This window comes from Mesorhizobium sp. WSM4809, from assembly GCF_055811655.1.
Window position 1 is genome coordinate 35,240 of record NZ_JBVVQW010000001.1, and the last position, 23,246, is coordinate 58,485.

At 62.0% G+C, this 23,246-nt stretch carries 19 protein-coding genes; 4 read left to right on the forward strand and 15 right to left on the reverse strand.

Features of this window, described 5'->3' with window-relative positions:
* Positions 1–207 precede the first annotated feature (207 nt).
* Positions 208–1,377, reverse strand: coding sequence for a DUF3095 domain-containing protein (locus AC0L24_RS00130; protein WP_473563301.1), 1,170 nt, complete (start codon positions 1,375–1,377; stop codon positions 208–210).
* Positions 1,378–1,462: 85 nt separating this feature from the next.
* Here AC0L24_RS00130 and AC0L24_RS00135 point away from each other — a divergent pair, with 85 nt between their 5' ends.
* Positions 1,463–2,551: a glycosyltransferase family 4 protein gene (locus AC0L24_RS00135; RefSeq protein ID WP_127395733.1), complete on the forward strand. Its 1,089-nt coding sequence runs from the start codon at positions 1,463–1,465 to the stop codon at positions 2,549–2,551.
* On the forward strand, positions 2,548–3,309 hold the full coding sequence (locus AC0L24_RS00140; RefSeq protein ID WP_473563302.1) for a polysaccharide deacetylase family protein: 762 nt from the start codon (positions 2,548–2,550) through the stop codon (positions 3,307–3,309). The genes AC0L24_RS00135 and AC0L24_RS00140 overlap by 4 nt, the downstream gene beginning before the upstream one ends.
* Before the next feature lies 1 nt (position 3,310).
* On the opposite strand, the gene AC0L24_RS00145 is transcribed toward AC0L24_RS00140, so the two are convergent.
* The 3 genes from AC0L24_RS00145 to AC0L24_RS00155 are packed head-to-tail and all read right to left on the reverse strand — an operon-like array spanning position 3,311 to position 7,384.
* Positions 3,311–4,165: an MBL fold metallo-hydrolase gene (locus tag AC0L24_RS00145; RefSeq protein ID WP_127811227.1), complete on the reverse strand. Its 855-nt coding sequence runs from the start codon at positions 4,163–4,165 to the stop codon at positions 3,311–3,313.
* Positions 4,166–4,188: 23 nt separating this feature from the next.
* On the reverse strand, positions 4,189–4,635 hold the full coding sequence (locus AC0L24_RS00150) for a cyclic nucleotide-binding domain-containing protein (RefSeq protein ID WP_127292062.1): 447 nt from the start codon (positions 4,633–4,635) through the stop codon (positions 4,189–4,191).
* 34 nt (positions 4,636–4,669) lie between these two features.
* Entirely contained in the window at positions 4,670–7,384 is a 2,715-nt protein-coding gene (locus AC0L24_RS00155; protein ID WP_127326884.1) for an ABC transporter transmembrane domain-containing protein, read from the reverse strand.
* 233 nt (positions 7,385–7,617) lie between these two features.
* On the opposite strand from AC0L24_RS00155, the gene AC0L24_RS00160 reads away from it, so the two are divergent.
* Positions 7,618–8,289 carry a methyltransferase domain-containing protein gene (locus AC0L24_RS00160; protein ID WP_473563465.1) on the forward strand — a complete coding sequence of 224 codons (672 nt, stop codon included), beginning with the start codon at positions 7,618–7,620 and terminating at the stop codon, positions 8,287–8,289.
* Positions 8,290–8,326: 37 nt separating this feature from the next.
* Here the strand turns inward: AC0L24_RS00160 and AC0L24_RS00165 are convergent, their stop codons facing one another.
* From AC0L24_RS00165 to AC0L24_RS00215, 11 genes are all read right to left on the reverse strand, one after another.
* The gene (locus tag AC0L24_RS00165; RefSeq protein WP_292335640.1) at positions 8,327–9,478 is read right to left on the reverse strand and encodes a glycosyltransferase family protein; all 1,152 of its coding nucleotides are present in this window, start codon (positions 9,476–9,478) and stop codon (positions 8,327–8,329) included.
* The gene (locus tag AC0L24_RS00170; RefSeq protein ID WP_127811225.1) at positions 9,475–10,719 is read right to left on the reverse strand and encodes a glycosyltransferase; all 1,245 of its coding nucleotides are present in this window, start codon (positions 10,717–10,719) and stop codon (positions 9,475–9,477) included. The genes AC0L24_RS00165 and AC0L24_RS00170 overlap by 4 nt, the downstream gene beginning before the upstream one ends.
* A gap of 1 nt (position 10,720) precedes the next feature.
* Positions 10,721–11,935, reverse strand: coding sequence for a glycosyltransferase family protein (locus AC0L24_RS00175; RefSeq protein WP_473563466.1), 1,215 nt, complete (start codon positions 11,933–11,935; stop codon positions 10,721–10,723).
* 1,056 nt (positions 11,936–12,991) lie between these two features.
* On the reverse strand, positions 12,992–14,092 hold the full coding sequence (locus tag AC0L24_RS00180) for a class II histone deacetylase (protein WP_127396190.1): 1,101 nt from the start codon (positions 14,090–14,092) through the stop codon (positions 12,992–12,994).
* Between the two features lie 10 nt (positions 14,093–14,102).
* Complete coding sequence (locus AC0L24_RS00185; protein WP_292633922.1) at positions 14,103–15,686, reverse strand: GMC family oxidoreductase; 1,584 nt, start codon at positions 15,684–15,686, stop codon at positions 14,103–14,105.
* A 10-nt stretch (positions 15,687–15,696) separates the two neighbouring features.
* Positions 15,697–16,764, reverse strand: a complete 1,068-nt coding sequence (locus AC0L24_RS00190) for a branched-chain amino acid ABC transporter permease (protein ID WP_236383177.1) — start codon at positions 16,762–16,764, stop codon at positions 15,697–15,699.
* 26 nt (positions 16,765–16,790) lie between these two features.
* Complete coding sequence (locus tag AC0L24_RS00195; RefSeq protein ID WP_292335645.1) at positions 16,791–17,678, reverse strand: branched-chain amino acid ABC transporter permease; 888 nt, start codon at positions 17,676–17,678, stop codon at positions 16,791–16,793.
* 4 nt (positions 17,679–17,682) lie between these two features.
* Entirely contained in the window at positions 17,683–18,411 is a 729-nt protein-coding gene (locus tag AC0L24_RS00200) for an ABC transporter ATP-binding protein (protein WP_127326892.1), read from the reverse strand.
* The gene (locus AC0L24_RS00205) at positions 18,408–19,232 is read right to left on the reverse strand and encodes an ABC transporter ATP-binding protein (RefSeq protein ID WP_127317773.1); all 825 of its coding nucleotides are present in this window, start codon (positions 19,230–19,232) and stop codon (positions 18,408–18,410) included. The genes AC0L24_RS00200 and AC0L24_RS00205 overlap by 4 nt, the downstream gene beginning before the upstream one ends.
* 70 nt (positions 19,233–19,302) lie before the next feature.
* The gene (locus tag AC0L24_RS00210) at positions 19,303–20,601 is read right to left on the reverse strand and encodes an ABC transporter substrate-binding protein (RefSeq protein ID WP_473563303.1); all 1,299 of its coding nucleotides are present in this window, start codon (positions 20,599–20,601) and stop codon (positions 19,303–19,305) included.
* Positions 20,602–20,656: 55 nt separating this feature from the next.
* Positions 20,657–22,090, reverse strand: a complete 1,434-nt coding sequence (locus AC0L24_RS00215; protein ID WP_127811220.1) for an amidase — start codon at positions 22,088–22,090, stop codon at positions 20,657–20,659.
* A 131-nt stretch (positions 22,091–22,221) separates the two neighbouring features.
* Here AC0L24_RS00215 and AC0L24_RS00220 point away from each other — a divergent pair, with 131 nt between their 5' ends.
* The gene (locus AC0L24_RS00220) at positions 22,222–23,190 is read left to right on the forward strand and encodes a LysR family transcriptional regulator (RefSeq protein WP_127811219.1); all 969 of its coding nucleotides are present in this window, start codon (positions 22,222–22,224) and stop codon (positions 23,188–23,190) included.
* Positions 23,191–23,246 lie beyond the last annotated feature (56 nt).

The following is a 23,246-nucleotide window of genomic DNA, read 5'->3' on the forward strand; positions in this document are numbered from 1 at the left end:
ACAGCGGCAACCCAGCATAGCCAGCCCGATCACGCTGACATGCGCGGCGCGCCTCGAAATCCGGTTAAGAAGACGGTCATATCGTGAGGCGTCCAAAAAATCTGCTTTCCCGTCAATTCGGACAGGTTACCCGCTCCCATGGCGAGGCTCACCGGTGCCAAGAACCATGAGTGAGGGCATATTGCGGAACTCGAATTCCGCAAGCAGTCAGCAGACCTGCGCCTTCGCCTTCAGGCTTGCGGCAGCCATCGCGTAGCCGCCGGCGGCGCCATCGATGAAGTGAACGTGATCGCGCTGCAGCGGCGAGATGACGAGGCAGGTCATCAAGGCGGACTTCTGGCGGTGCAGGCCATAATTGCAGATGCCCGCTTCTTCCGCCTGCTTCAGCCGGTCTTGGATCCGATGCAGCACATCCGCGTCAACGTCGATGGTCATCTTCAAGCCGTCGTCGAACTTTCGGAAATCCGAATTGCTGGCCACCTCGCGTTTGTAGACCTTCGGATCGAAACGGCCAATCGTCCAGCCAAATCGATCGGTTGCAGCCGTAAGCGTCATCAGGAACACGATCCACAGCTTCGACCGCCACCGCCATCCTGCCGGGGCCATCGCCCGCGCCTCGACATCCAGGCCGGCGGGCAGCAGACTGTAGCCCGGGCCGTCCACCGGCACCGGGTGGCCATCGCGCTCCTGCCTGCCGGCGAGGGCGATGATGTCGGAAGCCAGAAACTGAAACCCGCGCAAGTCGCGCGACGCCCCCGGTGTGGCTATGATCGAGACGATTTCGCCATGCCGGGCCTCGATCGGGTTCCAACGGCAGGAGAGGCCGGTCAGATCCGGCCGCGCGCCGGCCGGCGCAGGATCGATGCGGTAGCGCCCCGCTTTCATCTCAGCTTCCGCCCAACTGCCGCCACCGCCGGCGAACATGGCATAGAAGGCCGCTTCGGAAGCCCGGAACCTCGCCACGCGAACGTCGAGGCCATGCGCCCTTATGTCCCCTATCGGCACGATCGCGGCGCGCAAGGTAAGGCCCAGTTCGTCCGCCACCCACCTTTGGACGGCCGCCAGCGCGTTGCGGGCAATCTCCAGCGCCGAGCCGGGAAACGCCACGAGCGCGCCGTCGCCGCCGAAGACAAAGGGGAGGTCTTGCCGACCCAGCGCATTGAGCAGCGCCGAAATGACGCTTGCGCCGGCCATATTGACGGTTTTATAGCGCCCCGCCTCGATCGCCTTGGTCGAGCCGACAATGTCGGCAGTGGCCAGCGCCCAGCCATCGGGGAGGGGCCGATAGTTATCGATGTCGGCAACGCTTTCGAACTTTGCGAAGACCGGCAAAGAAGCGACAAACGGGTCGGACGCGACAGCTGTTTCCATGGCCATTGATAGCATATTCCACGGCTTGAAGGTGAAGTCGATTACGCTTGGAAATTGACTTGCGCAGGCTTTCCGGTGATAGGGTCGCGCGATGCGAATTGCCTTCTACGCGCCGCTGAAGTCACCCAATCATCCCGTTGTTTCCGGCGACCGCCAGATGGCACGGATGCTTGTCAAAGCGCTGGAGCACGGAGGGCATAGCGTCGAACTGGCATCTGAGTTGCGCTTCTATCTACGCCAGCCGGAGTCGAAAAGTTTCGAGGCACTAAAGATCGAGGCCGCAGAGGAAGCCGCGCGGCTGACCAAACTTTGGGGTCGTGACGGCAAGCCCGATCTCTGGTTCACCTACCATCCTTATTACAAGGCGCCCGACTTGATCGGGCCGGAGCTGGCGTCGGCCTTTGCTGTCCCCTATGTGACAGCGGAAGCCTCCTATTCCAGGCGACGCGAAGCCGGCTTGTGGGCCGATAGCCAAGCATTGGTGGCGCGAGCCATCGAACAGGCGGCGATGAACATCTGCTTCACCCAAAGGGATCGTCAGGGACTGGCGGATGCTATTCCCAAGGCCGCTTTCGGTATGCTTTCGCCCTTCATCGACACATCGGCATTCCGGGAAATCCCGGCACGGGGTTGTCCGACGCGCCTCATTACCGTCGCCATGATGCGCCCAGGCGACAAACTGGGCAGCTATCGCATGCTGGCGCAAGCGCTCGGCTTGATAGGTCACCTGCCCTGGACCATGTCGATCGTCGGAGACGGCCCAGCCCGCGACGAGGTCGAAGCGCAATTCGCCGACCTGCCCGCCGATCGTATCGAGTGGATTGGCTCGATCGAGCCAGCCGCCGTGCCGGATGTCCTTTACACCGGGGGAATCTATGTCTGGCCGGGTTATGGCGAGGCCTACGGCGTTGCCTATCTTGAAGCACAGGCCGCCGGCCTTCCGGTGGTGGCTCAGGACATCGCCGGCGTGCCGGAGGTCGTGCGGGATGGCCAGACCGGGTTTCTAACCCCGCCGGGCGATGTCGCGGCGTTCGCTTCCGCCATTGAAAGGCTTCTGGCCCGTGACGACGAAAGAACCATCATGGCCGCGGAAGCCAGGCGTTTCGTTCTCGAAGAACGTTCCCTCGGTGGCGCAGCTGCGCGTCTGGCCGGACTTATTGCGAAGGTCCCGGTCTCATGACGTCCGATCCGATCTGGCAGCCCTTGGTGGAAGAGCTGGCGCGCCTGCAACGGGCGGGCCGCAAGGCGGAGTTCTGGCTGCGCGACGACGACGCCGTGGATCCGACGCCTGCGCTTAATCGGCTGCTCGACCTCACCGGTGAATTCGCGGTTCCGGTCACTCTGGCCGTCATTCCGGCCCTGACCGACGCGAAGCTTGTCGCCCGGCTTGACGAGGCCCCGCATGCCACGGTCGCGATCCATGGCTGGGCGCACCGAAATCATGCGCCCGAGGACCAGAAAAAGCAGGAACTCGGCGCGCATCGGCCACGCGAGGCGGTGCTCGATGATCTGGCTCGCGGACTGTCGCGAGTAACCGGCCTGCACGGCGCACGTGCCGTTCCGATGCTGGTGCCGCCATGGAACAGGATCGACGCCGGCGTGGTATCCGACCTTGGATCGATAGGTTTTGCGGCCTTGTCAGTCTATGGGCCGCCGAAGCCGGCTTCATTGGCGGTCATCAACAGCAATGTCGACATCATGGATTGGCATGGCACGCGCGGCTGCCTCGATCATGGTCTATTGGTCCAGGCTATCATCGCACACTTGCAGCATGCATCCGACGGCGAGCCGATCGGCCTGCTCACCCACCATCTTGTACATGATGAATCGGCCTGGCTTTTCCTCGAACGATTTTTGACAGTCACCGCACAGGCTGAACCCTGTGCATGGCTTCCGATCAGGACATTGATCGGGCGCCGCGCGGGTAAAGGAAAATAGCTCAGCGCTTTCTGTGCGATGAGACCGGGAATTTGAGCATCTGGCCATCCCGCGCGGCAAAAGCGCCGGCAAACCTGTCCTTGGCCAGCTTCTCCATCTCGTCCAGTTGCTCGTCGGTGCGTGTCGGATCGTGGTGAAACAGCGCAAGCGCCCGTGCACCAGCAGCCTCACAGAGCTTGACGCCCTGTTGCCATGTCGAGTGCCCGTTACCGCGGCGGCGTTCCATTTCCTTCTCGGTGTAGGTGCAATCGTAAATGACGAGGTCGGCATCTTCGATCAGGTCGAGCACCGACTGATCGAGTTTGTCCGGCTCGTGCTCGGTGTCGGTGATCACCGCCACGACGCGGCCGCCCCATTCGATCCGGTAGCCTATGCAGCCTCCCGGATGGGCGAGACTGCCGGTCCGAACCACCACCCCTTCGCGCGGCCGAAGCACGTCTCCGGATACAAAATCGCGGCAGTCGAGATTTGCTTTGCAGACGTTCATTTTCACCGGAAACCACGGCGGCCGTATGAACTCATCGATAATCTGCCGGGTCGTCATGCGTCCTGCAAGATGCCCGGACCAAAGCGTAAGTTTGACGCTCGGGTCGAAGATAGGCGCAAAAGCCGGCAGCCCGATGATGTGATCGTAATGGCAATGGGTGAAAAGCAGGTCGAAATCGGTTACATCCGACGCCTGAAGCGCCCTACCGGCAGGCCGCAGGCCAGAGCCTGCGTCGAACAGAAGCGTATGCTTGCCGCATCGCATCTCAATGCAGATTGTGTTGCCGCCATAGCGAGCGAATTCTGGCCCGGATACAGCAATGCTGCCGCGCACGCCCCAAAATCTGACCAGGAAAAAATCGTCGTCCATGCTACCTTTCGCTCATCATAGCTCTAGGCGCTTCGTGCGTCGATCAGATCCGCGGTCGTATGGCTTAGCCGATCGGCAAGAACCCGCAATATCTCGATGGTCATTTCCGGGAACTCCTTCATAAGCCTCAGGAAATGATCCTTGCGGATTCTCAAGGCCTCCAGATCACTTGCCGCGCTGACGGTGGCAGTGCGGGAGCTGTTGCACAATATGGCGATCTCGCCGACGATCGAATTTGGCAGCAGTTCGGCAACCTTTATCGGCCCGCTGTCGGAATCGACCAGAATATCCGCCCTGCCTGAAAGGATGACATAGGCAGCGTCTGCCTCGTCGCCCTGCCGGAAAAGAATCTGGCCGGCGCTGTAATTCACGCGATCGGATGTGAACGCGAGCAGCTTGAGCTTTGCCGGCTCAATGCCGGAGAACAAGGGAACGCGTTGCAGCATTCCAACTTCATCCTTGAGCAGCATTGTCGCAAACCTTCCTAAATTCGCGTCTGCCAGACTATGACAGAAGTTCCTTGAAGATACCGTTCTCTGCCAAAAGTGTCTCGTGTGTACCGTCTTCCACCAATTGCCCCGAGTCAAAGACGATAACGCGATCGAACATCATCGCCATTGCCGGACTCGTCACGACCCACACAATTGCCGGCGAATGGCCGTCGCGTCTGGCTTCCTCGAGCACGTTTCGCAGCACCTTGTCCTGAACGCGCTGGTCGAGCGCCGACAGCGGCCGGTTGAGAATGAGAAAATCGGGACGCTTGAGCAGAGCCCGGGCAACATCGAGCTTCTGTCGCTGTCCGCTGGTCAGCCGCCTTCCACCGGCGCCGACGTTGAAGTCCAGGCCGACATCCAGAAGCTCGGCATAAAGCCCCAGCTCGTCAAGAATGTCATAGACGATGGAGCGTATGCGGTCCGGCGCGTCGGGATGGTTGTTTCCCACACGGCCGAACAGGACATTGTCCATGACGGTGGCCGCCGCAATGTATTTGGCAGGATCATACCGTTCGATCGCGTTGTGCAGCTCGGGCGGCAGGTTTTCATAGAACCGGTTGCGTGCGGCGACGATCTTGCTCATCAACTCGTCGGTCAGCAGGCCGAAGCGGTGCCGGGGCTCGATATAGGCAAAGCTCAAGGTGATGATCATGGCGCGGTCGGCCTCCGAAACCGCCTCGTAGGGGCGGTTCTTGAGCCGCTGCAGCAAGGTCTCGTAGGCGGGGATCTCCTCGGCGCTCATGAAGGCGAGCTGCTGGAAGAACTGGTGATCTGGCGGCAGGTCGGCAAACAGCTCGATCGCCTGTTCGGCGATCTCCATGCCCATCTCGTAGAGCGTGCTGTCGAGGCCGGCCTGCTTCAGCACGGAAGCAAAGTAGGGATTGGCCGCCAGAGCCTTGTCGGCCAGTTCGGGGCCGGCGGCGGCGCCGAAAAGCAGGTTCTGGCCGATCGTCGCTTCCGTGTTGTAAGCGCCCGGCTCGAAAGGAACCACCAGTTCGCGCAGCCCTTCCTGTTCGAGCCGGGTTCGCAGCGCTGCACGCAGTTCGACGATCCGCCCGGCGAGCTTCGTGTGACGCGTGAGGTCGGCCGAAGAGCGCAAGCCAAGATCCAGAATGTCGCGCGACAGAAGAACCGCGTCGAGCACCCGGCGCACCGCTTCAAAGAGGTCGTGCGGGCCGGTAGCACCGGCGGAAGCATAGTCGATCCAGTCGCTGTGGACGTCGAAATCCGGATTGCCCGACCGGCGCGCCTCGTCCATGTTCCAGCGCTGCTGGTCTGCCGCGGTGCCGTCATAAGTCACCGATGTCAGCGGTGCATGCTTCAACCCGTAGAGCAAGTTATCGCGCAGGCTTGCTTGGAACAGGAAAACATCCGACGAGGCGTAGGACATGCGCCGGCCGGTCACGGCTTCGGGGAGTTCAAGCAGGTCATCGGCGCCCGAAGCGACCTTTCCACTCTCTGGCCAGTTCAGACGCGCGAAGGCTTCTGCTAGCGCCTCTGCTCCGCCTGTCGGGGTGCTGACCAGCGCCACCGTCTCAGCCGGCTTGACCTGCATGGAGACACGGTTGAGGAGCATTGCACCGCCATCGTCTGCCATGGACAGACCGACCGCCGACAGCGGGTTTGTCATCGGACCGGGATCGTCGATCGCCAGTGCCGCGATTCCCGGCGCAATGATATCCTCGACGGTGAACTGTTCAACGACCTGCTGATATTTGACCTGGACATCCTGCCGATCCTGATCCCAGTCGATCAGCTCCTTCATCGGTCCGGGCAGGTCCTTGTAGGCTCCGATCACCGCCACGAGCTGACCGACGTCCAGCCGGCCCCCTATGACCAGATACCCGCCGATCATGTAGAACAGAAAGGGCGTGAGCTGTGCGAGAAAATTGTTGAGGAACTTTACCATGAATTTCCATTGGTAAAGATCGAAGCGGATCTTGAAGATGAGCCCTAGCCTAGCAGCTATGTCGGCGCGCTCGTAGTTCGACGTGTCGTGGACGTGAACCGCGCCGATACCGTCGACGATTTCGCCAACCCGGCCGGAAAGCGCGCGCGCCGTCAACTGCCGTTGGCGCCCAAGCACGAGCAGCCGCCGCCGCATCCGCGGGATGAGTACGATCTGGATGATCACGATCACCATCGCTATCATTCCGAGCCAGACGTTCTGGACCATGATGAACAGCATGGCCGTCAGCGCCTGGCCGCCGAGCAGCACCGGCTGCAGGAAGGCATCGCCGATAAAGCCGCCCAGCGGCTCCACCTCATCCTTCACCATGGTCGCCACTTCGGCGGATTTCACCCGCTTGAAGTAAATCGGCGGAAACCGCAGCACACGATCGATCAGATCGAAGCGAATACGCCGCAGCATGCGTTCGCCGAGGCGGCCCTTGTAGGTGTTGATGTAGAGTTTGAACAGGCCGTTGATGACGACCAGCAAGAGGAACACAAGGCTCAGGGCAAGCAGCGTCTCCTTGCGGTCCAGCTGAAAACCGGAGAAGAACTGGACCTCGCCAATGAACGGCAGGTTATAGTGCAATTTCATGAAGGGCAGGGTCGCGCCGGGTTGCTCGAACCCCTTCCCCTGGATCGGGCCGTTGACGATCAGCTTCGGCAGGTCGAAGGACATGAAATATGGGATCATCGAAAGCAGGACGATCATCAATATCCAGATCTGCTGCTTCCGGGTGTGCGTCCAGATATAGCGGGCTAGGCTGGGTTCCATATGCGGCTGTCAGTTTGGAGGAAGCAGGCGGTGAAAGCACCTGCTGGCAAACGATGTATCGGCAATGTCTTCGCGGATGGACGCCGCTGGTCCGGACAGACGCAACCGGCCCCCTTCGTGACCGTGCAACGGCGAAACGGCTGGTGGCATAGTCTCATCCGCAAGTCGAACAGCCTTGGGTGAGGCAATATTGCGTTGTGTAGCCCGAAATCCCAACATAGAAGACGAATATGATGGATGTCACGCAAGCACGCAATGCCGGCATTGACGGGCACGAACAAGCCTTGGACCTCGCCCGGGGAATTGCCGCTTATGTCGACCACCCTCTTGTCGCCGGGCTGGCGCGGGTCATCGCCAAGCATCCGACGGCCGATATCGCCAACGCCTTCAACCACAAGCAGGTCGCCTGCAAAATGTGGGCGCTCGACAAGCTGTTCGAAAACGACGGCGGCCGGTTCGGGCGCATATGGGTTCTGGGCGGATGGTACGGCGTATTGCCGGCAATGCTTTTCAACGACGCCCGTTTCGACATTGCGGCGATCGACAGCATCGACATCGATCCTGAAGTCGGGCCGGTCGCCCGGACCCTCAACCGGGAAGCCGGCGACCGCTTCCGGGCGCTGACGGAAGATATGTACGCACTCGACTATGCGGCCGGTCGGCCCGACCTGGTGGTCAATACGAGCTGCGAACACATAGCCGACCTGGGTGCCTGGCTTGCCCTGCTTCCGCGGGGCACGAAGGTGCTACTGCAATCGAACGATTACTTCAGCGAGCCGACGCACATCAACTGCGTGGCTTCGCTTGCAGCCTTCGAAGCAATGGCGGCGCTACGGGAGATCAGGTTCTCCGGCGAACTGCCGACAAAAAAATATACCCGCTTCATGCTGATTGGAACTGTTTGAAGCGCGTTGCGCGAATCCAACCGAGATATGACCTGGGCTAGGATTTCGAGGACCAGGTTCGATGCCGCTCGCGCAGGATTTGCGCCGAGTGACGGGCGCCTTCCAGATCTAGACGATGCGCGGCTGGCGTCGGTCCCGCAAGCGCCTGTTCGATCGCTTGCGCCAGACACTCAGGCGTCAGGTCGTTTTCCCTCAGAACCGTCGCCAAACCCAGTTCTTCGAGCATCAAGGCTCGAACCGTCTGTTCCGTTTCCCCGCCGGCTGCAAAAGGAACGAGCAGCGAGCGACAGCGCGCGCGCAGGACATCGCAGACAGTGTTGTAACCCGCCTGCGAGACCGACAGGCGGGCGCCGGTCAGCAAGCTGGCGAAATCCTCGCGAAACCGAAAGATGGACAGGCCCGGCGTGGCATCGCGTGTAATCGCGTCAAACTCGTCCTTCGGCAGGTTTGGGCCGGTGATCAGACACCATTTCCAGGCGTTGTCGGCATTCCGCGCTGATGCGATGGTGGACCGGACAAGGCTCTTTCCGGCGGCCCCGCCGCCAACCGACACCACAACGTCGAAACGCTCGGAGGCCGCGGGCGCTGGTGGCGCGGCAACGAGCCCTGTGTACGCAACCTCGGCCCTGATCGCTCCCGCCAGTGGAAATGTCTTGTCTAGGGTTGCGAAAGCCGGATCGCCATGGACCATGACAAGGTCAAAATGCCTGTTAACGAGATCGACCGTTTCCTCGTTTCGGCCCGGCTTGACGCGCTCCTGAAGGATATCACGGACGGACGTCACCAGCAGCGGTCTGGGCGACGCCGCGTCGATGGCCTCGATCAGCGGCAAGAGTTCGAAACGCATCTGCCGGCGCCCAAATGGAAACGCCTCGACAATGACGATATCAGGCCTGCAATCCCGGAATGCCTGCAGCAGCATCTCTGAACGCCGTTTCTTGAAATCATCGTCAATGGGCTTGCCCTGCAGGTCGACAAGACCGGAAAATCCTTCATCACCGGAGGTAACAGATGGCAGGGTTACAGATATTGCCCCCAATCCCGGAAACCCCGCGACCGGCGCTCCGCCAGTGACGATGGTTACGTCAAACCCGTCATCGACCAGAGCCGCCGCGACGCGGCTGGAGCGCGCGAGATGGCCGATGCCGAGCAGGTGCTGGACATAGAAGAAAGCGCGCAGCCGCTTCATTCGGCGGCCCGCCACTCCCGTTCGAACAGCTCCTTGAGCTGTCCAATGCTTGCCATGTGATCGAAATTGCCGCGCACGCGCGCCTCTGCGGTGTCGCCGAGGCGGGCACGCAGCACGGGATCACGGATCAGTCGCTCCAGCGCCTGTGCCAGGGCAATTGGGTTTTCCGTCGGAACCAGTAGCCCGGTTTCATCCGGCGATAAAAGCTCCGGCACGCCGGAAACATCGGTCGACACGCAGGCAAGCCGCTGGCTGGCCGCCTCCACCAGAACATTCGGCAGACCATCGCGGTCGCCATTTGCGGTGATCCTGCAGGCCAGGGCGAAGATATCGGCGCGGCGGTAGTGCTCAAGCACCTCTTCCTGCGCGAGCGCGCCTTTCCAAGAGATGCGACCATCCAGTCCGAGTTTTTGCGCCAACGCCTTGAGCCGCTCCAATTCCTCGCCGCCGCCAATATGCTCGAAACGCCACGCTAAATCACCGGGCAAGAGGGCAAGGGCCTCCAGCAAGGTGTCGAAACCTTTCTTTGCAACGGCGCGCCCGACACTCAGAACGATAACCGGTTCGTCCGGCGCCGAGCCGTCATGCTGTTTTCGTGCCTCGCCGAAAATGCCGAAGCGATCAAGGTCGAGCCCATGATAGCTCAAATGCACTGACGAGTTGCCGTCGGCGAGTTTTTTCAGACGGTCGAAGCCCGTTTTCGTGCAAGTTACCGTCCAGCGCGCCGAGGAAAGCTTGCTGGCCAGATCCCAATCCGCCGAAGTCCAGATGTCCTTGGCATGGGCCGAGCAGCTCCAGGGCAGACCAAGAAGCTGGCTGGCATAGCGCGTCACCGATGCCGGCGTGTGCGCGAAATGCGCATGCAGCCATACCGCGTCTTCGGGCCATTCGGCCGCTAGCACGAGCGCTTGCCCGAAACGGCGCGCGCGATTGCGCGTAAAGTCGCGCGGCATATCGACGGCCAGCGATCCCAGTGCACGCCAGAAGCCCGGCCGCTGCAAACAAGCAGAAAGCGAGCGAACCACGCGCAGCGGCTCTTCATGCAGATATTCCGGCAGATAATGGACGGGCGCTTTGATCTCGTCATGCACGGGGTGGCGTTTTGCGTCGGTCGGCCGCCTGAGCGCAACGAGTATCAGATCGAACCCCGCACGCTCCAGTCCGAGCAGTTCCTGCGCGATGAAGGTTTCCGACAGCCGCGGATAACCCTTCAGAACCACGACGATCTTGCGATGTTGCAACTCAGTTCATGCCTTCAATAACCGAAAGGTGAGGGCCAGCCTGCCGGTCGAGCAGTTCCGCGACGATTTCGGAAATATGAGGGAGCCCTTCCAGGGTCAGATGTGGATTACTCTGGGATGGACGAGGCCGATTCGGCAGCGCCACCAGTGCATCGGCAAACCGCTGGGAGTCCTTGGCTTCCTCCGGCAAAAGCATTTCGATGAGGCCCAGTTCGGCCGCGCGCCGCGCGCGGATCAGTTGTTCCTGGCGGGGTTCGATGCGCGGCACGATGAGCGCCGGCTTGTCGAAAGAAAGTATCTCGCAATAGGTGTTGTAACCGCCCATCGCCACTACCGCCTTGGCGCCGGCAATCAGGTCTTCCATGCGGTTGTCGAACTCGATAATCTTGATGTAGGGGATCGTGGCACCCTTCTTCAGCAACTTATTGCGCTTGCGAGCCGGCATGTAAGGCCCAAGCACGATCAGCGCCTTGTGCTGCAATTTCGGATCCTCCTGATAAGCGTCGATGACGTCGTGAATCAATTCGGCCCCGTCGCCGCCGCCACCGGTGGTAACCAGGATATAGTCGCCCTCTGGCCGGTGGCCGGGCAACTGGTTCCGCTGCAAGCTCCGTTGCAGGAAACCGACGAATCTCATTTTTGCCCTGACAGCCGGCGGCACATCCAAGCCGGTCAATGGGTCGTAGAAATCCGGCGGGCCATAGGCCCAGACCTTGTCGTAGAACAGGCCTATCTTGCGCATCACATCCCTGCGAGCCCACTCTGCTTCGAGCAGATGCGGTGCATCCATCACCTCGCGCAGGCCAAGCACCAGCGTGGTGCCCCGGGTCTTGAGGTAGGACAGCGTGTCCTCAATCTCACCGCGTAGGCCGAGCGGTTCCTTGTCGACGATGAAGATATCCGGCCGGAAGGTCTCGGCTGTGTGGCGGATGATCGACTGACGCATCCTTAGCGTCTCATGCAGATCGATGTCCTTTTCCAACGAGGTGTATTCGCCGTTGCGCAACTTGATGACGCTGGGGATCTTCACGAAGTCGACACGGGCGCGGTAGTCGAAGGCGCCGGCGATAGTCGCACCCGAAATGATAAGCACCTGAAGCCCACGGAAATCCTCGACTAGCGAATGCGCAATAGTCCGGCAGCGCTGCAAGTGGCCGAGCCCGAACGTGTCGTGGCTGTACATGAGAATTCGAGCGTTTTCTGCGTGCTGGGTCATTCTTGAACGTCTCTTAAAATTCTCGCCTTGAGACCGTGAGCGCCCCCCGGCTTCGAAACCATCCCGGGTGTGAAACACATGGCCGCAATTTCAATTTATATCGCTTCTATGGAATGCCGTTCAGATATGCTTTCTGATCGCCAGTCCGGAACTAGGTGGGTTGGCGAATATCGCCGCGAGGAGTGAGCAGAGACTTCCTGTTGTATTGTGGGATGGATCGAGGAGGAAAACGATGTCAAAAAAATAGGCAGAAGTCATCCCTCTTGATTCCAATCCGGATTGCTAAAAACGATTTCCCCTATCTTGCCCATACAGCCAATTGCTTGATCGGTATACGAAAGGACAAGGTCGCTGGGCGTCGCACGGCGCATTGTTGTAGAGCTCATTCGTGCGCCATTGCACTCGCCTTGGACCAAAGGTGCCGCCCATTATTCTCTTGAAGGGCGGTCTGATTGTGATTCGCCGACCAGAAATTGAGCCATCTGTCGCCAAGCTAGCCGGAATTTTAGCAATAATCGAGTGGATGCCAGCGGTCGCGCCACACCGCCCGCAGCAGGGTGTGTGCGACACCGGTTGCTTGTCGATCATTATGACCCATGCCAATGCCTTATTGGAGCGGTGACGGTACCTTTTTTAAACGGCTTGGGCAGGGCCGTCGAACGTCTTGAGGTACAAAAATCGCCCAATTGGTCCCGATAGTTGGTGAACCCTGGAAAAATTCTTTGCGGCGATTTCCCTTTAGAACCAAAGCGTAATTTTTTGACGGCTCTGGTCGGTCTCTTATGGGGCTATGGAAACATCCTAGTGTAATTTCAATTAGTTATAGGCTGTTTGAACAATCGAGTGGGAGTAGGGGTTAGCGTAGTCGGGGGTGCTCCGGCGTAGTTTCTCGCAAAAAACGACGCGCTTTAAGTCTTTGTTTTCGTGCATGTCGTTGTCCCAAACCGGAACTTTTGGGCGACATGCATTAGCCTACCGTCAGCGCATGCCCGCATTTGCGAGATTGGCCGCCGGTGTGTCTTGAGATCGCCTCATCGGCTGACCGCAATCAGAATTCTAGGCGATGCCGCCCAAAAGTTCCTCCGCCCTGGAAACAGCGGCCGCCTGATGTGGCTGCAAGGGTTGGCCGGCATAGCTTTCGAAGACCGGCAGGAACGGGTCGTCGATATGCGTCCTGATGCCGGACAACTGCTCCATCACCGCCAGGCCACAGTAGGGAACGTAGGAGGCGGAATAGCCGCCTTCGTGCGACATCATCAGGCGCCCGCCGCAGAGGTCGTCCGCCGCCTGCATCAGCATCCGCGTCATGTCGCGGTAGCTGCCGCTATGCAGCATCATGCGCCCCAGCGGATCGGCCGCCGAGGCGTCGAAGCCCGACGGCACGACGATAAGATCAGGCTTGTAGCGATTGAGCGCCGGCAGCACGACGCGTTCGAACACGGACATGTAAACGCCGTGGCCGCAGCCGGCCGGCAGCGGTACATTGATGTTGTAGCCTTCGCCCTTGCCCTCGCCGCGTTCGTTGTGAAGACCGCTGTCATGTGGATAAAGCCCGTCCTGATGGATCGAGATGGTCAGTACCGACGGGTCCGAATAGAAGGCGGACTGGGTGCCGTTGCCGTGATGAACATCCCAGTCGACGCAGGCGACCCGCTCGAAGCCATGTTTGGCCCGGTTCTTCAGGATAGCGACCGGAACGTTGCCGAACAGGCAAAAGCCCATGCCTTGCCCGCGCTCGGCATGATGGCCGGGCGGTCGTACCAGCGCATAGCCATTGTCGACCTCGCCGCTCAACACCGCATCCATCACCGCTGCCGTGCCGCCGGCGGCCAGACAGGCGATCTCGTAGCTGCCATGGCCGAAGGGGGTGAGATAGCTCGCATCGCCGCCGCGCCCATCACTAAGCAGCTTGATACGGCTGATGTAGTCGCGGTCGTGGAACAGGGCGAGGTCATCCTCGCTCACCGCGATGGAGGCGATTTTGGACAGTTTCTCGGTCAGGCCCGAAACCTCCATCAGATTGCGGAATCGGCGTTTCGTGTCGGCATTCTCCGCATGCTCGCCCGGCTCGATGGTCAGGCTCGGCTGAAAGAACTGCGCGGCATTGCCGGTCTCGTGCCAGAGATAGAGTTCGTGGAAATTCCAGCCTGTCGTCATGTTTTGTCTCCTAGCCCGCCAGGATCATTGACGCGGCGCGTTCGGCGATCATGATCGTCGGCGCGTTCGTGTTGCCCGACACCATTTTCGGAAAGACCGAGGCGTCGGCGATGCAAAGCCCGTCCAGCCCATGAACCTTCATCGACGTCGGATCGACGACGGCCATCGCATCTGAACCCATGCGGCAGGTGCTGGTCGGGTGATAGAGCGTCGTGCAGTGGCCGCGTATATAGTCGGCGATCTCGGCGTCGCTCTCGCATTCGGCGCTCGGCGTGATTTCGCCGGCGAGCATTTCGGCAAGCGGCGACTGCGCCGAGATGCGCCGGCTGATGCGGATGCCTTCGACCAGCGTGGCGATGTCCGAGCCATCCTCGTCGCTGATGAAGTAACGTGGGTCGATCGCCGGATATTCGATCGGATTGGCCGAGCGCAGGCGAATCTCGCCGCGGCTGTCTGGCCGCTGCAGCGTGGTGTGCAGCGTGATGCCGGGTCTGGACGAAAGGAACCGAACATAGTCTCGATGCGGGCTGATGGCGCCGTAAAGCTGCAGGTCCGGCTCGATATCGGGCCGGCTCTTGACGAAGCCGCCCGCCGCCACCCAGGGTGAGGAACGCGGGCCGCTGCGCGATGTCTGCCATTCGGCGAAGTCGCGCTGCAGCGTCTCGTCGGTCCAGGCGCCGACGCCGATCTTGTCCTTGGTATAGAAGGTGATCGGAATGTTGATGTGGTCCTGCAGATCCTTGCCCACGCCAGGCAGGTCGTGCACGGGAGCAACGCCGACCTGGGCGAGTTCGTCGGCCGGCCCGATGCCCGAAAGCAGCATCAGCTGGCAACTGCCGATCGAGCCCGAGGACAGCACCACCTCGCTGTCGGCGAAAGCGGTCTCAGGTTCGCCATTGACGAGATAGCGGATGCCCTTGACCCGGCCCTTCTCGACGACCAGGCCCGTCGCCAGCACACCGGTTTTCACGGTCAGGTTGGGTCGTTCCCGCGCCGGGCGCAGATAGGCCTTGCCGGTGCCCCAGCGTTCGCCATTCTTGATGGTGAACTGGAACAGGCCGACGCCTTCCTGCTCGACGCCGTTGAAATCGCGGTTCTGCTTGTAGCCTGCGGCCTTGCAGGCCTCGATCCAGGCAAGCTCGTTGGGATCGACATGTCCGACATTGCCGATATGCAGCGGCCCGTCGGCGCCGTGCAGCGGGTCGTTGCCGAGTTCGGCATTGCTTTCACTGGCCTTGAACACCGGCAGCACGTCAGCCCACGCCCAGCCGTGGCAGCCCATCGCCGCCCAGCCATCATAGTCGGACGGCAGGCCGCGAATATAGATCATGGCGTTCAGCGCGCCGGAGCCGCCGATCATCTTGCCGCGCGGCCAGAACACCCGCCTGCCGCGGCAGCCGGCCTGCGGCTCGGTGTAGTAGCCCCAATCGACTTCCGTGTTGAACATGGTCGGCCAGTCCGACGGCACGTCCGAGGCGAGCGGCGCCTCGCGCCCGGCCTCCAGCAGCAGCACCTTGCGGGCAGGATCGGCGCTGAGCCGGTTTGCCAGCACGCAGCCGGCCGAGCCGGCGCCCACTATGATCGTATCGAACATCGTCAGTCTCTCACTTTCCGGCCGGGGTCGGGCTTTGCACAATGCTGCTTGCTGCTGGCTTGCTGTCGGGGCTGGCGCGACGGCGCCCGAGCCAGTCGATGACATCGCCAAAACGGCCGACCAGCCCCTTGGGCATCAGCACCACCGACAGGGCGATGATCAGGCCGAGCCCGAGCGTGCGGAACTCGCCGCTCTCTCGCATCAATTCGTCAGCCAGCACCAGCACCACCGTCCCGACCAGCGGTCCCCAGAACGTGCCGACGCCGCCGACCACGACGATGGCGATGATGAACATAAGTTGCGACATCGACAGCACACCGGGGCCGATCGCCTGGAAATGCGCGGCATAGAAACCGCCGGCCAGCCCGGTGAAGAAGGCGGAGATGCCGAACACCAGAAGCTGCGCCTGGAAGCGGTTGACGCCGCGGGCCACCGCATAGCCCGGATTGTCCTTCAGCGCCCGGAAAGCAAGGCCGATCGGGCTTTTGACGATCGCGTAGGTGAAGACCATGGTGAGCGCGAACAGCACCGCGATGATGGCGTAATTGCCGACCAGCCACTGCGCTCGGAGCAAGGCCCTGGTGCCGAGGTCGCCGAAGCGGGCAAAGCCGACGGCGCCGCCGGTGAACTGGCGGCAGACGGAGCCGACCATGACGAAACATTCGGTGTCGGTGACGATCAGCAGATACATCGTCTGGGCGATCGCCAGCGTCAGCAGCGCCACATAGACGCCGGTCAGGCGAAGGCAGGCGAGGCCGACGACCAGCGAGAACAGCACGGCGCCCAGCGCGCCAGGCACAAGTGCTGCCCAGACGTTCCAGCCGAAATAGAAGCAGAGCATCGCCGTCGCATAGCCGCCGAAGGCAAAGATCGCCATTTGCGCCAGCGAGAAGATGCCCGAGAAGCCGAACAGGAGGTTCCACTGCGAGGCGATCGTCGCATAGAACAGCGCCAGCACGATCTGGCCAAGGATGTAGCGGCTGTCGACCAGGAACGGCAGCGCGATCGCAGCCGCGATCAGCATCAGGCTGATGGCAAGATCAGTCCTGGCCGAGCGGGACATGGAGGAACGGGACATGGGACGTGTCTCTGTCATGATGCCCCTCACATGCGCCGGATTTCGGCGTGGCCGAAAAGGCCGGACGGCCGCCAGATCAGCACGCCAATGACGACGAACAGCAGCGATGGAAAGCCCCACCTGGCGCCCAAGGCGTACTGGACGAAGGATTCGAGCAACGCCAGCCCAAGTGCTGCTGCGATGGCGCCCGGCAGATTGCCGAGACCGGCGACCACGCACATGATGAAGGCCTTCAGCATCGGATCGTTGCCGAGTGGCGGCGACAATTGCGTCATCGACGAGACCATGACGCCGCAGATGCCGGCGAGCGCGCCCGACAGCATCAGCACCTGCAGGTAGACGCGGTTGACGGCGACGCCCATGAGTTGCGCCGCGTCGCGGTTCTGCGCCGTCGCCCGGATCGCACGACCCATCCGCGTGCGGCCGAGCGCCGCCGAGACGACCACCATCATGACGACCACCACCGCGATGATCAGAAGGTTTTGCCAAGGCAGCGTCAGCGGCCCCAGGCGCAGGGCGCCGGCGATCGAAACCGGCTGCTTCAGCGGCTGCCCGCCATAGGTCAGGAGGATGGCATTCTCGAGGGCGATGCCGATGCCGACCGTGGCGATCATGACGTTGGCTTCGAATGTCGATTTGTCGTTCTGCAGGAGATTGCGAACGATCGCGAAATAGAGGATGGCGCCGGCCAAAGCACCCGCGCCGATAGCACCGGCGAAACCGATCGCGACCGGCAGGCCGAGCGAGGTGATCACCGTGAAGGCGACGTAGCCGCCAAGCGTCAGCATCGCCGCATGGGCCATGTTGAGCATGCCCATCGAACCCCAGACCAGCGACAGCCCGACCGTCGCCAGCGCATAGAGCGCGCCCGAGGTGAAGCCGGCGACGAGAATGGCCATGAGAACGTCGGTCATGGCGTCAGCCTCCGAGATAGGTTGCGAGGAGTTCGTCGCGCGCCATCAGTTCGGCGGGCTTGCCTGACCAGACGATGGCGCCGTCGTCGAGCAGATGCAGGCGGTCGGCGAGGTCCTCGACCCGGGCCGGGTTCTCCTCCACCAGCAGGATCGTGCGCCCAGCCTTGCTCAGTTGCGAAATGACGTCGTAGACCTGATCGATGATCAGTGGCGCGAGGCCAAGCGACGGCTCGTCGATCAAAAGGATGCGCCCGCCCATCATCAGGCCGCGGCCTATGCCGACCATGCGCCGTTCGCCGCCCGACAGGCTCGAGGCGATCTGGTTGCGACGGTCGGCAAGCTTCGGCAGAAGCGCGTAGACCTCGTCCAGCCGACGCGCGATCTCGGCCTTGTCCGGCGCGAGATAGCCGCCCATCAAAAGGTTTTCGAGCACGCTCATCTGCGCGAACAGCATATCGCCCTGCGGCACGTGGGCGACGCCCAACATCGCCGTCTCATGCGGCTTGCCGGACAGGCGCCGGCCGTCGATGCTGATCTGACCGCCGCGCAGCGGCACCAGGCCGGAAATGGTCTTGAGCAATGTCGACTTGCCATGGCCGTTCGGGCCGACGACGGTGACGAATTCACCGGCATGAACGGTCAGCGAAATGCCCTTGAGCACGTCGAGTCCGTCATAGCCGCAGACGATGCCGTCGAGTTGCAGGACAGGTGGTTTTGCGGCTGCGCCCGTCATGGCGTTCCCCCCACCGCCGGATTCGTCGCGGCAGCTTGCTCATCGAAGAATTTCTTCAGCCGTTTCTGCGTGCCCTGGCCGAGATAGGTTTCGACAACGGTCTGGTCCTCGGCGACCTTGTCCGGCCGGCCTTCGAATATCACCTTGCCATGGTGCATGATGATCACGCGGCTGGAGAGCGCCAGGAGAAAGCGCATGACGTGCTCGATCAGGACGATGGTCAGTCCCTGGTCGCGCAGTTTCAGCACCATCGCCATGATCTGGTCGATCTCGGCGACGTTGAGCCCGCCCACCGGCTCGTCGAGGAAGAGCATTTTCGGCCGGGTGGCGATGGCGCCGGCAATCATCAGCAGCTTGCGGTCGAGCACCGGCAGCCGCGCCACGGTCTCGTCGGCCTTGGCCGCAAGCCCGACGAAGTCCAGCGCTTCGATCGTTGCCTGCCGGACATCCTCGCCAAGGCGGAAGCCGGCCAGCCTTCGCCGCTGCCGGCCGAAATACGCGGCGATCTCGATGTTTTCGCGAACGGTCAAGCTGTCGAAGGCGGCATTGAGCTGGAAGGTGCGGGCGATGCCGAGTTGGCAGATGCGGTCGGCCGGAAGCGCCGAAATGTCGGTGTCGCCGAAATGCACCCGGCCGCCACTGGCCGGCGTGATCCCGGTCACCACGTCGAAGAAAGTTGTCTTGCCGGCGCCGTTTGGCCCACCAATGCCAACGATCTCGCCCGCATTGACCACCATCGACACGCCGTCGACGGCGGCCAGCGAGCCGAACCGTTTGACCACACTGTCACAAACCAGCATCGGACCGGCGGCCTCAGTCATATTTCTCACCCAATGGAGCCGGTCGGGCAAACGGCCCGGCCGGTGTCGTTGGTTTCATTTCCGCGTCCGGTCACTTGATCCATGGCGGCAGGATGAAGCTGTCCGTGGCATAGAGCACCGGCGCGATCAGCTTCGGATCGGTTTTGTAATCCTGATGCTGCAGGAACTGGTGCGGCATGCCAAGCGACGGATCGGCTACCTGCGTCGGATAGCAGAAGGCCGATTGGCCGGCCGGATCGGCCCGGTAGGTGCCGTTGACCCCGCGATAGACCAGGCGCTTCATCGCATTGGCCACCTTGGTGGTCTGCGCCTTGTCCATCGGTTCGCCTGGATCACCGGCGATTGCCGCGGCAAGCGCCCACATCCACAGGCCGTCATAGGTCTGCGATCCCGTGATGTAGGCCGAGTTCGGACCGAATTTGGCCCGGTAGCTCTCGCGGAACGGCTTGGAGAAATCGTCCGGCAGGCAGCCGATCACCGTCGAATAGACGACGCCGTTGACCGCCTCGCCGCCGATCTCGCGGAAAGCCGGCAGCGATGGTCCGTACTGCATGTAGATCAGGCTGTTGATCGGCTCGGCGAGGAACTGGACCATGAACTGCGCCAGGTCCTGCGGCAGGAAGTGCGTGACCAGGATCGCCGCCGGCGGGTCCTGGCGAAGTTTCGCCAGCGTCGGTCCCCATTGGTTGGTCGGGAACGGAACGGTCTCGAACAGACTAACCTCGAAGCCGTATTCGGCGGCCTTGTCGCGGATCGCGTTGGCGATGACGATCGAATATTCGTTGGCAGACGGGATGATGGCGATCTTCTTGTTGGGCGCCTTCCATTTGCCGTCCGCGGCAAGCGTCTTGAGGAAGTTCAGGCAGCCCGGTCCATACCAGAACTCCGGCGGATCGCCCTGGAAGGAGCTGTAATAGCGGGCGGGGTCGGTCTTGAACTTCTCATTGTGCGAAATCAGCGTGTTGTAGTGCATCATGATGACGTCGTTGTCGGCGGCGACGTCCATCTCGATCATGTTGGTGCCGAGATTGTAGCCATTGATGATGACCGGCGCCTCGAAGCGGTCGATCAGGCGCTGCATCGACTGGCTGACGAGGTCGGCGCCCATTTCCTTGGTGTCTTCGATGTGGATCTCGACAGGCCGGCCGAGAATGCCGCCCGCCGCATTGATCTCCTCGGCGGCAAGTTCGAGACCGTTCTTGAACTCGATGCCGTCGGCGGCGGCAATGCCGGACATCGGCAGGGCCGAGCCGACCGGAATGGGCTTGGTGTCCTGGGCGATCGCCGCAGTGTTCATATCGGCAAGAAGCGCGGCACCGGCCGCACCCGCGCCGACCACGCCCTGCAGCATTGCACGTCTGTTCATCATGGCAAAGTTCCCCTTTTTTGGCGTTGGTTAGAGTCTTTTCTTCATGCGAAATCTTTCACACCAGATCTTTCTGGCGAAACGCGTGGGTCATGGGCACGAAAGCGGCTTCCAGGTCGGCTGCCGCCGAAAGCACGCGGGCATCGTCGCCGCGCGCGCCGATAATCTGGAAGCCGACGGGCAGGCTCGCCTCGGTCATGCCGCAAGGGATGACGCAGGCGGGTTGCTGGCTGAGATTGATGGGGTAGCTGAACGCTGCCCATTCGATCCATCGCGAGAGGCCGCTGCCCAGAGGCACTTCAAGGCCAACGTCGAAGGCTGGAATCGATGACCCCGGCGAAACGATGAAATCATAGTCGTCCAGCAGCCGGTCCATGGCGGCGCCGAATTCGGCGCGCTCCAACTGTGCGGCGACGAGCGTATGGACGTCGAACGCCGCCCCAGCCTGTGCGATCTCCAGGAAGCCCGGATCGATGCCCGCCCGTTCGCTCGGCGGAACCAGCGCCAGCCGCGCCGCGGCGCCGGTGAACCAGTGATGCTGGAACAGGTCGAGGAGATCGCCACCGGGAAGATCAATCGGCTCGACCGTCGCGCCGAAGGTGTCGAAACACGTCAAGGCGTGGGAGACGACGGCGGCGATCCCGGAATCCAGCGCTCCTGAAGGCGGCTTCGACCAGTAGCCGATCCGAGCGCCCCGCAAAACTTCTTCGATCCGGCCAAGCGGCGCCAGCGTTCCCACGCCTTGCTGCCAGTCGCTGATATCACGGCCGGACATGGCGCCGGCCATGACGGAAAGATCGAGTGCTGTCCGTGCCATCGGTCCGATATGGGCGACGGTTCCGAACGCGCTGGACGGATAGGCGGGCACGCGGCCGAAGGTCGGCTTCAATCCGGCGATGCCGGTGAACGAGGCCGGAATGCGGATCGAGCCGCCGCCATCGGTACCGAGATGGAAGACGCCGGCGCCGGTGGCGGCGGCCACCGCCGCTCCGCCGGAGGAACCGCCGGGGGTCTTTTGCGCATTCCAGGGATTGCGCGTGATGCCGCAGAGGCCGCTGTCGGTAATCGCCTTCCAGCCGAATTCGGGCGTCGTCGTCTGTCCGATGAAGACGGCGCCGGCTCTGCGCAGCAGGGCAACGGCGGGGGCATCCTTGTCATAGGCGGCGGAAGTCGTCGTCCTGCTGCCGTAACGCACGCTCCAGCCCTCGACCCAGACGATGTCCTTCAGCGTCGTCGGTATGCCGTCGGCTGCCGACAGCGGCTCGCCTGCCCGCCATCGTTTCTCGGAAGCACCTGCGGCCTCGATCGCACCCTTGCGGTCGATCATGGTGAAGGCGTTGAAAAGCGGATTGATCGCTTCGGCGCGATCCAGCGCCGCCAGCGTCACCTCGACGGGCGACAGCGATCCAGCGCGGTAGGCGGCGCTAAGCTCCGCAGCAGCCAGGCGGCACAGATCATCGGCGTCGGCAATGGGAGACAGCCCATTCGGCATGCAGTTCGAACCCCTCACTTCATGGCCGCTCTTCCGGCAGCCTTGTCAGCCCGGGCAATCTGGCGGGTTTTTTCATCACCATAAAATGTATTGTTGTGGGGAATATTCGCTATTTAATGTAACAAAGAGCCATGAATCTGACCATTCGGCAGTTGCGCTATGTCTGCGAAGTCGCCCGCCTTGGCAGCGTGCTGGCGGCCTCCAGATCGCTCTACATCTCGCAATCCTCCATCCTCGCGGCGATCACTCTGGCCGAGGCCGGGATGGGGGCGCGCATTTTCGACAGGCGGCCGGCGCGCGGCGTCTCCATCACGCCGGCCGGCCAACGCTTCGTCGCCGCCGCCCGCATCATGCTGGCGGCGGAGACGGAGTTCAACCGGTCGATCGGAGACCTCAACGGGCGCGTGCCGAAGGTCCTGCGCATCGGCTGCTTCGAGCCGTTCGGCGCGCTGTTCATGCCGGAGATGCTGCGCAGCTACCTCGACAGCGTCGGCGATGTCGAGATCGACCTTGTCGAGGCCGACCAGGTCCAGTTGCAGGAACGGCTTGTCGCTGGCCAGATCGATCTGGCCATTCTCTACGACATCGGTCCAATCGGTATCGACAGCGTCACCCGCATCTGCAAGGTACCGGCGCATGCCGTGCTCAATGCAGACGATCCCCTTGCCGCGCGCGACGGCATCTGGCTGGCGGAACTGGCGGCACGGCCGCTGGTGCTGCTCGACCTGCCGCACACGGCGACCTATCTCCTGACCCTGTTCGACGTGCTGGCGAAACGACCGGAGGTGCGCTTTCGCACGCGCTCTTACGAAACGGTGCGCTCGGCCGTCGCATCCGGCTTCGGCATGGCCGTCCTCAACATGCGGCCGATCGGTCGCGCCACCGCCGATGGCGAGGAGATCGTTCGAAGACCAATCCTCGATGAACTGCCGCCACCCACGCTGATCGTCGCCGACATGTACGGTTCGGCAAAGCCACTCTTCGTGCGTGTCTTCATCGACATGTTCCATCGCTTTTTCAGCGCGGTGGGCCCTTCGGGCTTTTCGGTGACGACGCCGGAGCGCGAACCTTTTCTACTGGTCGCCAGGGACGATGGCTGAGCCGCCCCCCTGGCGTTGCGGACATTTACAGGACCGGCATTGCAACCGCGCCGGAG

What these genes read in the sequence shown, in the direction of transcription:
- AC0L24_RS00130 (WP_473563301.1), bottom strand. Translation starts at nt 1,377, where the DNA reads ATGGCCATGGAAACAGCTGTCGCGTCCGACCCGTTTGTCGCTTCTTTG.
- AC0L24_RS00135 (WP_127395733.1), top strand. Translation starts at nt 1,463, where the DNA reads ATGCGAATTGCCTTCTACGCGCCGCTGAAGTCACCCAATCATCCCGTT.
- AC0L24_RS00140 (WP_473563302.1), top strand. Translation starts at nt 2,548, where the DNA reads ATGACGTCCGATCCGATCTGGCAGCCCTTGGTGGAAGAGCTGGCGCGC.
- AC0L24_RS00145 (WP_127811227.1), bottom strand. Translation starts at nt 4,165, where the DNA reads ATGGACGACGATTTTTTCCTGGTCAGATTTTGGGGCGTGCGCGGCAGC.
- AC0L24_RS00150 (WP_127292062.1), bottom strand. Translation starts at nt 4,635, where the DNA reads ATGCTGCTCAAGGATGAAGTTGGAATGCTGCAACGCGTTCCCTTGTTC.
- AC0L24_RS00155 (WP_127326884.1), bottom strand. Translation starts at nt 7,384, where the DNA reads ATGGAACCCAGCCTAGCCCGCTATATCTGGACGCACACCCGGAAGCAG.
- AC0L24_RS00160 (WP_473563465.1), top strand. Translation starts at nt 7,618, where the DNA reads ATGGATGTCACGCAAGCACGCAATGCCGGCATTGACGGGCACGAACAA.
- AC0L24_RS00165 (WP_292335640.1), bottom strand. Translation starts at nt 9,478, where the DNA reads ATGAAGCGGCTGCGCGCTTTCTTCTATGTCCAGCACCTGCTCGGCATC.
- AC0L24_RS00175 (WP_473563466.1), bottom strand. Translation starts at nt 11,935, where the DNA reads ATGACCCAGCACGCAGAAAACGCTCGAATTCTCATGTACAGCCACGAC.
- AC0L24_RS00180 (WP_127396190.1), bottom strand. Translation starts at nt 14,092, where the DNA reads ATGACGACAGGCTGGAATTTCCACGAACTCTATCTCTGGCACGAGACC.
- AC0L24_RS00185 (WP_292633922.1), bottom strand. Translation starts at nt 15,686, where the DNA reads ATGTTCGATACGATCATAGTGGGCGCCGGCTCGGCCGGCTGCGTGCTG.
- AC0L24_RS00190 (WP_236383177.1), bottom strand. Translation starts at nt 16,764, where the DNA reads ATGTCCCGTTCCTCCATGTCCCGCTCGGCCAGGACTGATCTTGCCATC.
- AC0L24_RS00195 (WP_292335645.1), bottom strand. Translation starts at nt 17,678, where the DNA reads ATGACCGACGTTCTCATGGCCATTCTCGTCGCCGGCTTCACCTCGGGC.
- AC0L24_RS00200 (WP_127326892.1), bottom strand. Translation starts at nt 18,411, where the DNA reads ATGACGGGCGCAGCCGCAAAACCACCTGTCCTGCAACTCGACGGCATC.
- AC0L24_RS00205 (WP_127317773.1), bottom strand. Translation starts at nt 19,232, where the DNA reads ATGACTGAGGCCGCCGGTCCGATGCTGGTTTGTGACAGTGTGGTCAAA.
- AC0L24_RS00210 (WP_473563303.1), bottom strand. Translation starts at nt 20,601, where the DNA reads ATGATGAACAGACGTGCAATGCTGCAGGGCGTGGTCGGCGCGGGTGCG.
- AC0L24_RS00215 (WP_127811220.1), bottom strand. Translation starts at nt 22,090, where the DNA reads ATGCCGAATGGGCTGTCTCCCATTGCCGACGCCGATGATCTGTGCCGC.
- AC0L24_RS00220 (WP_127811219.1), top strand. Translation starts at nt 22,222, where the DNA reads ATGAATCTGACCATTCGGCAGTTGCGCTATGTCTGCGAAGTCGCCCGC.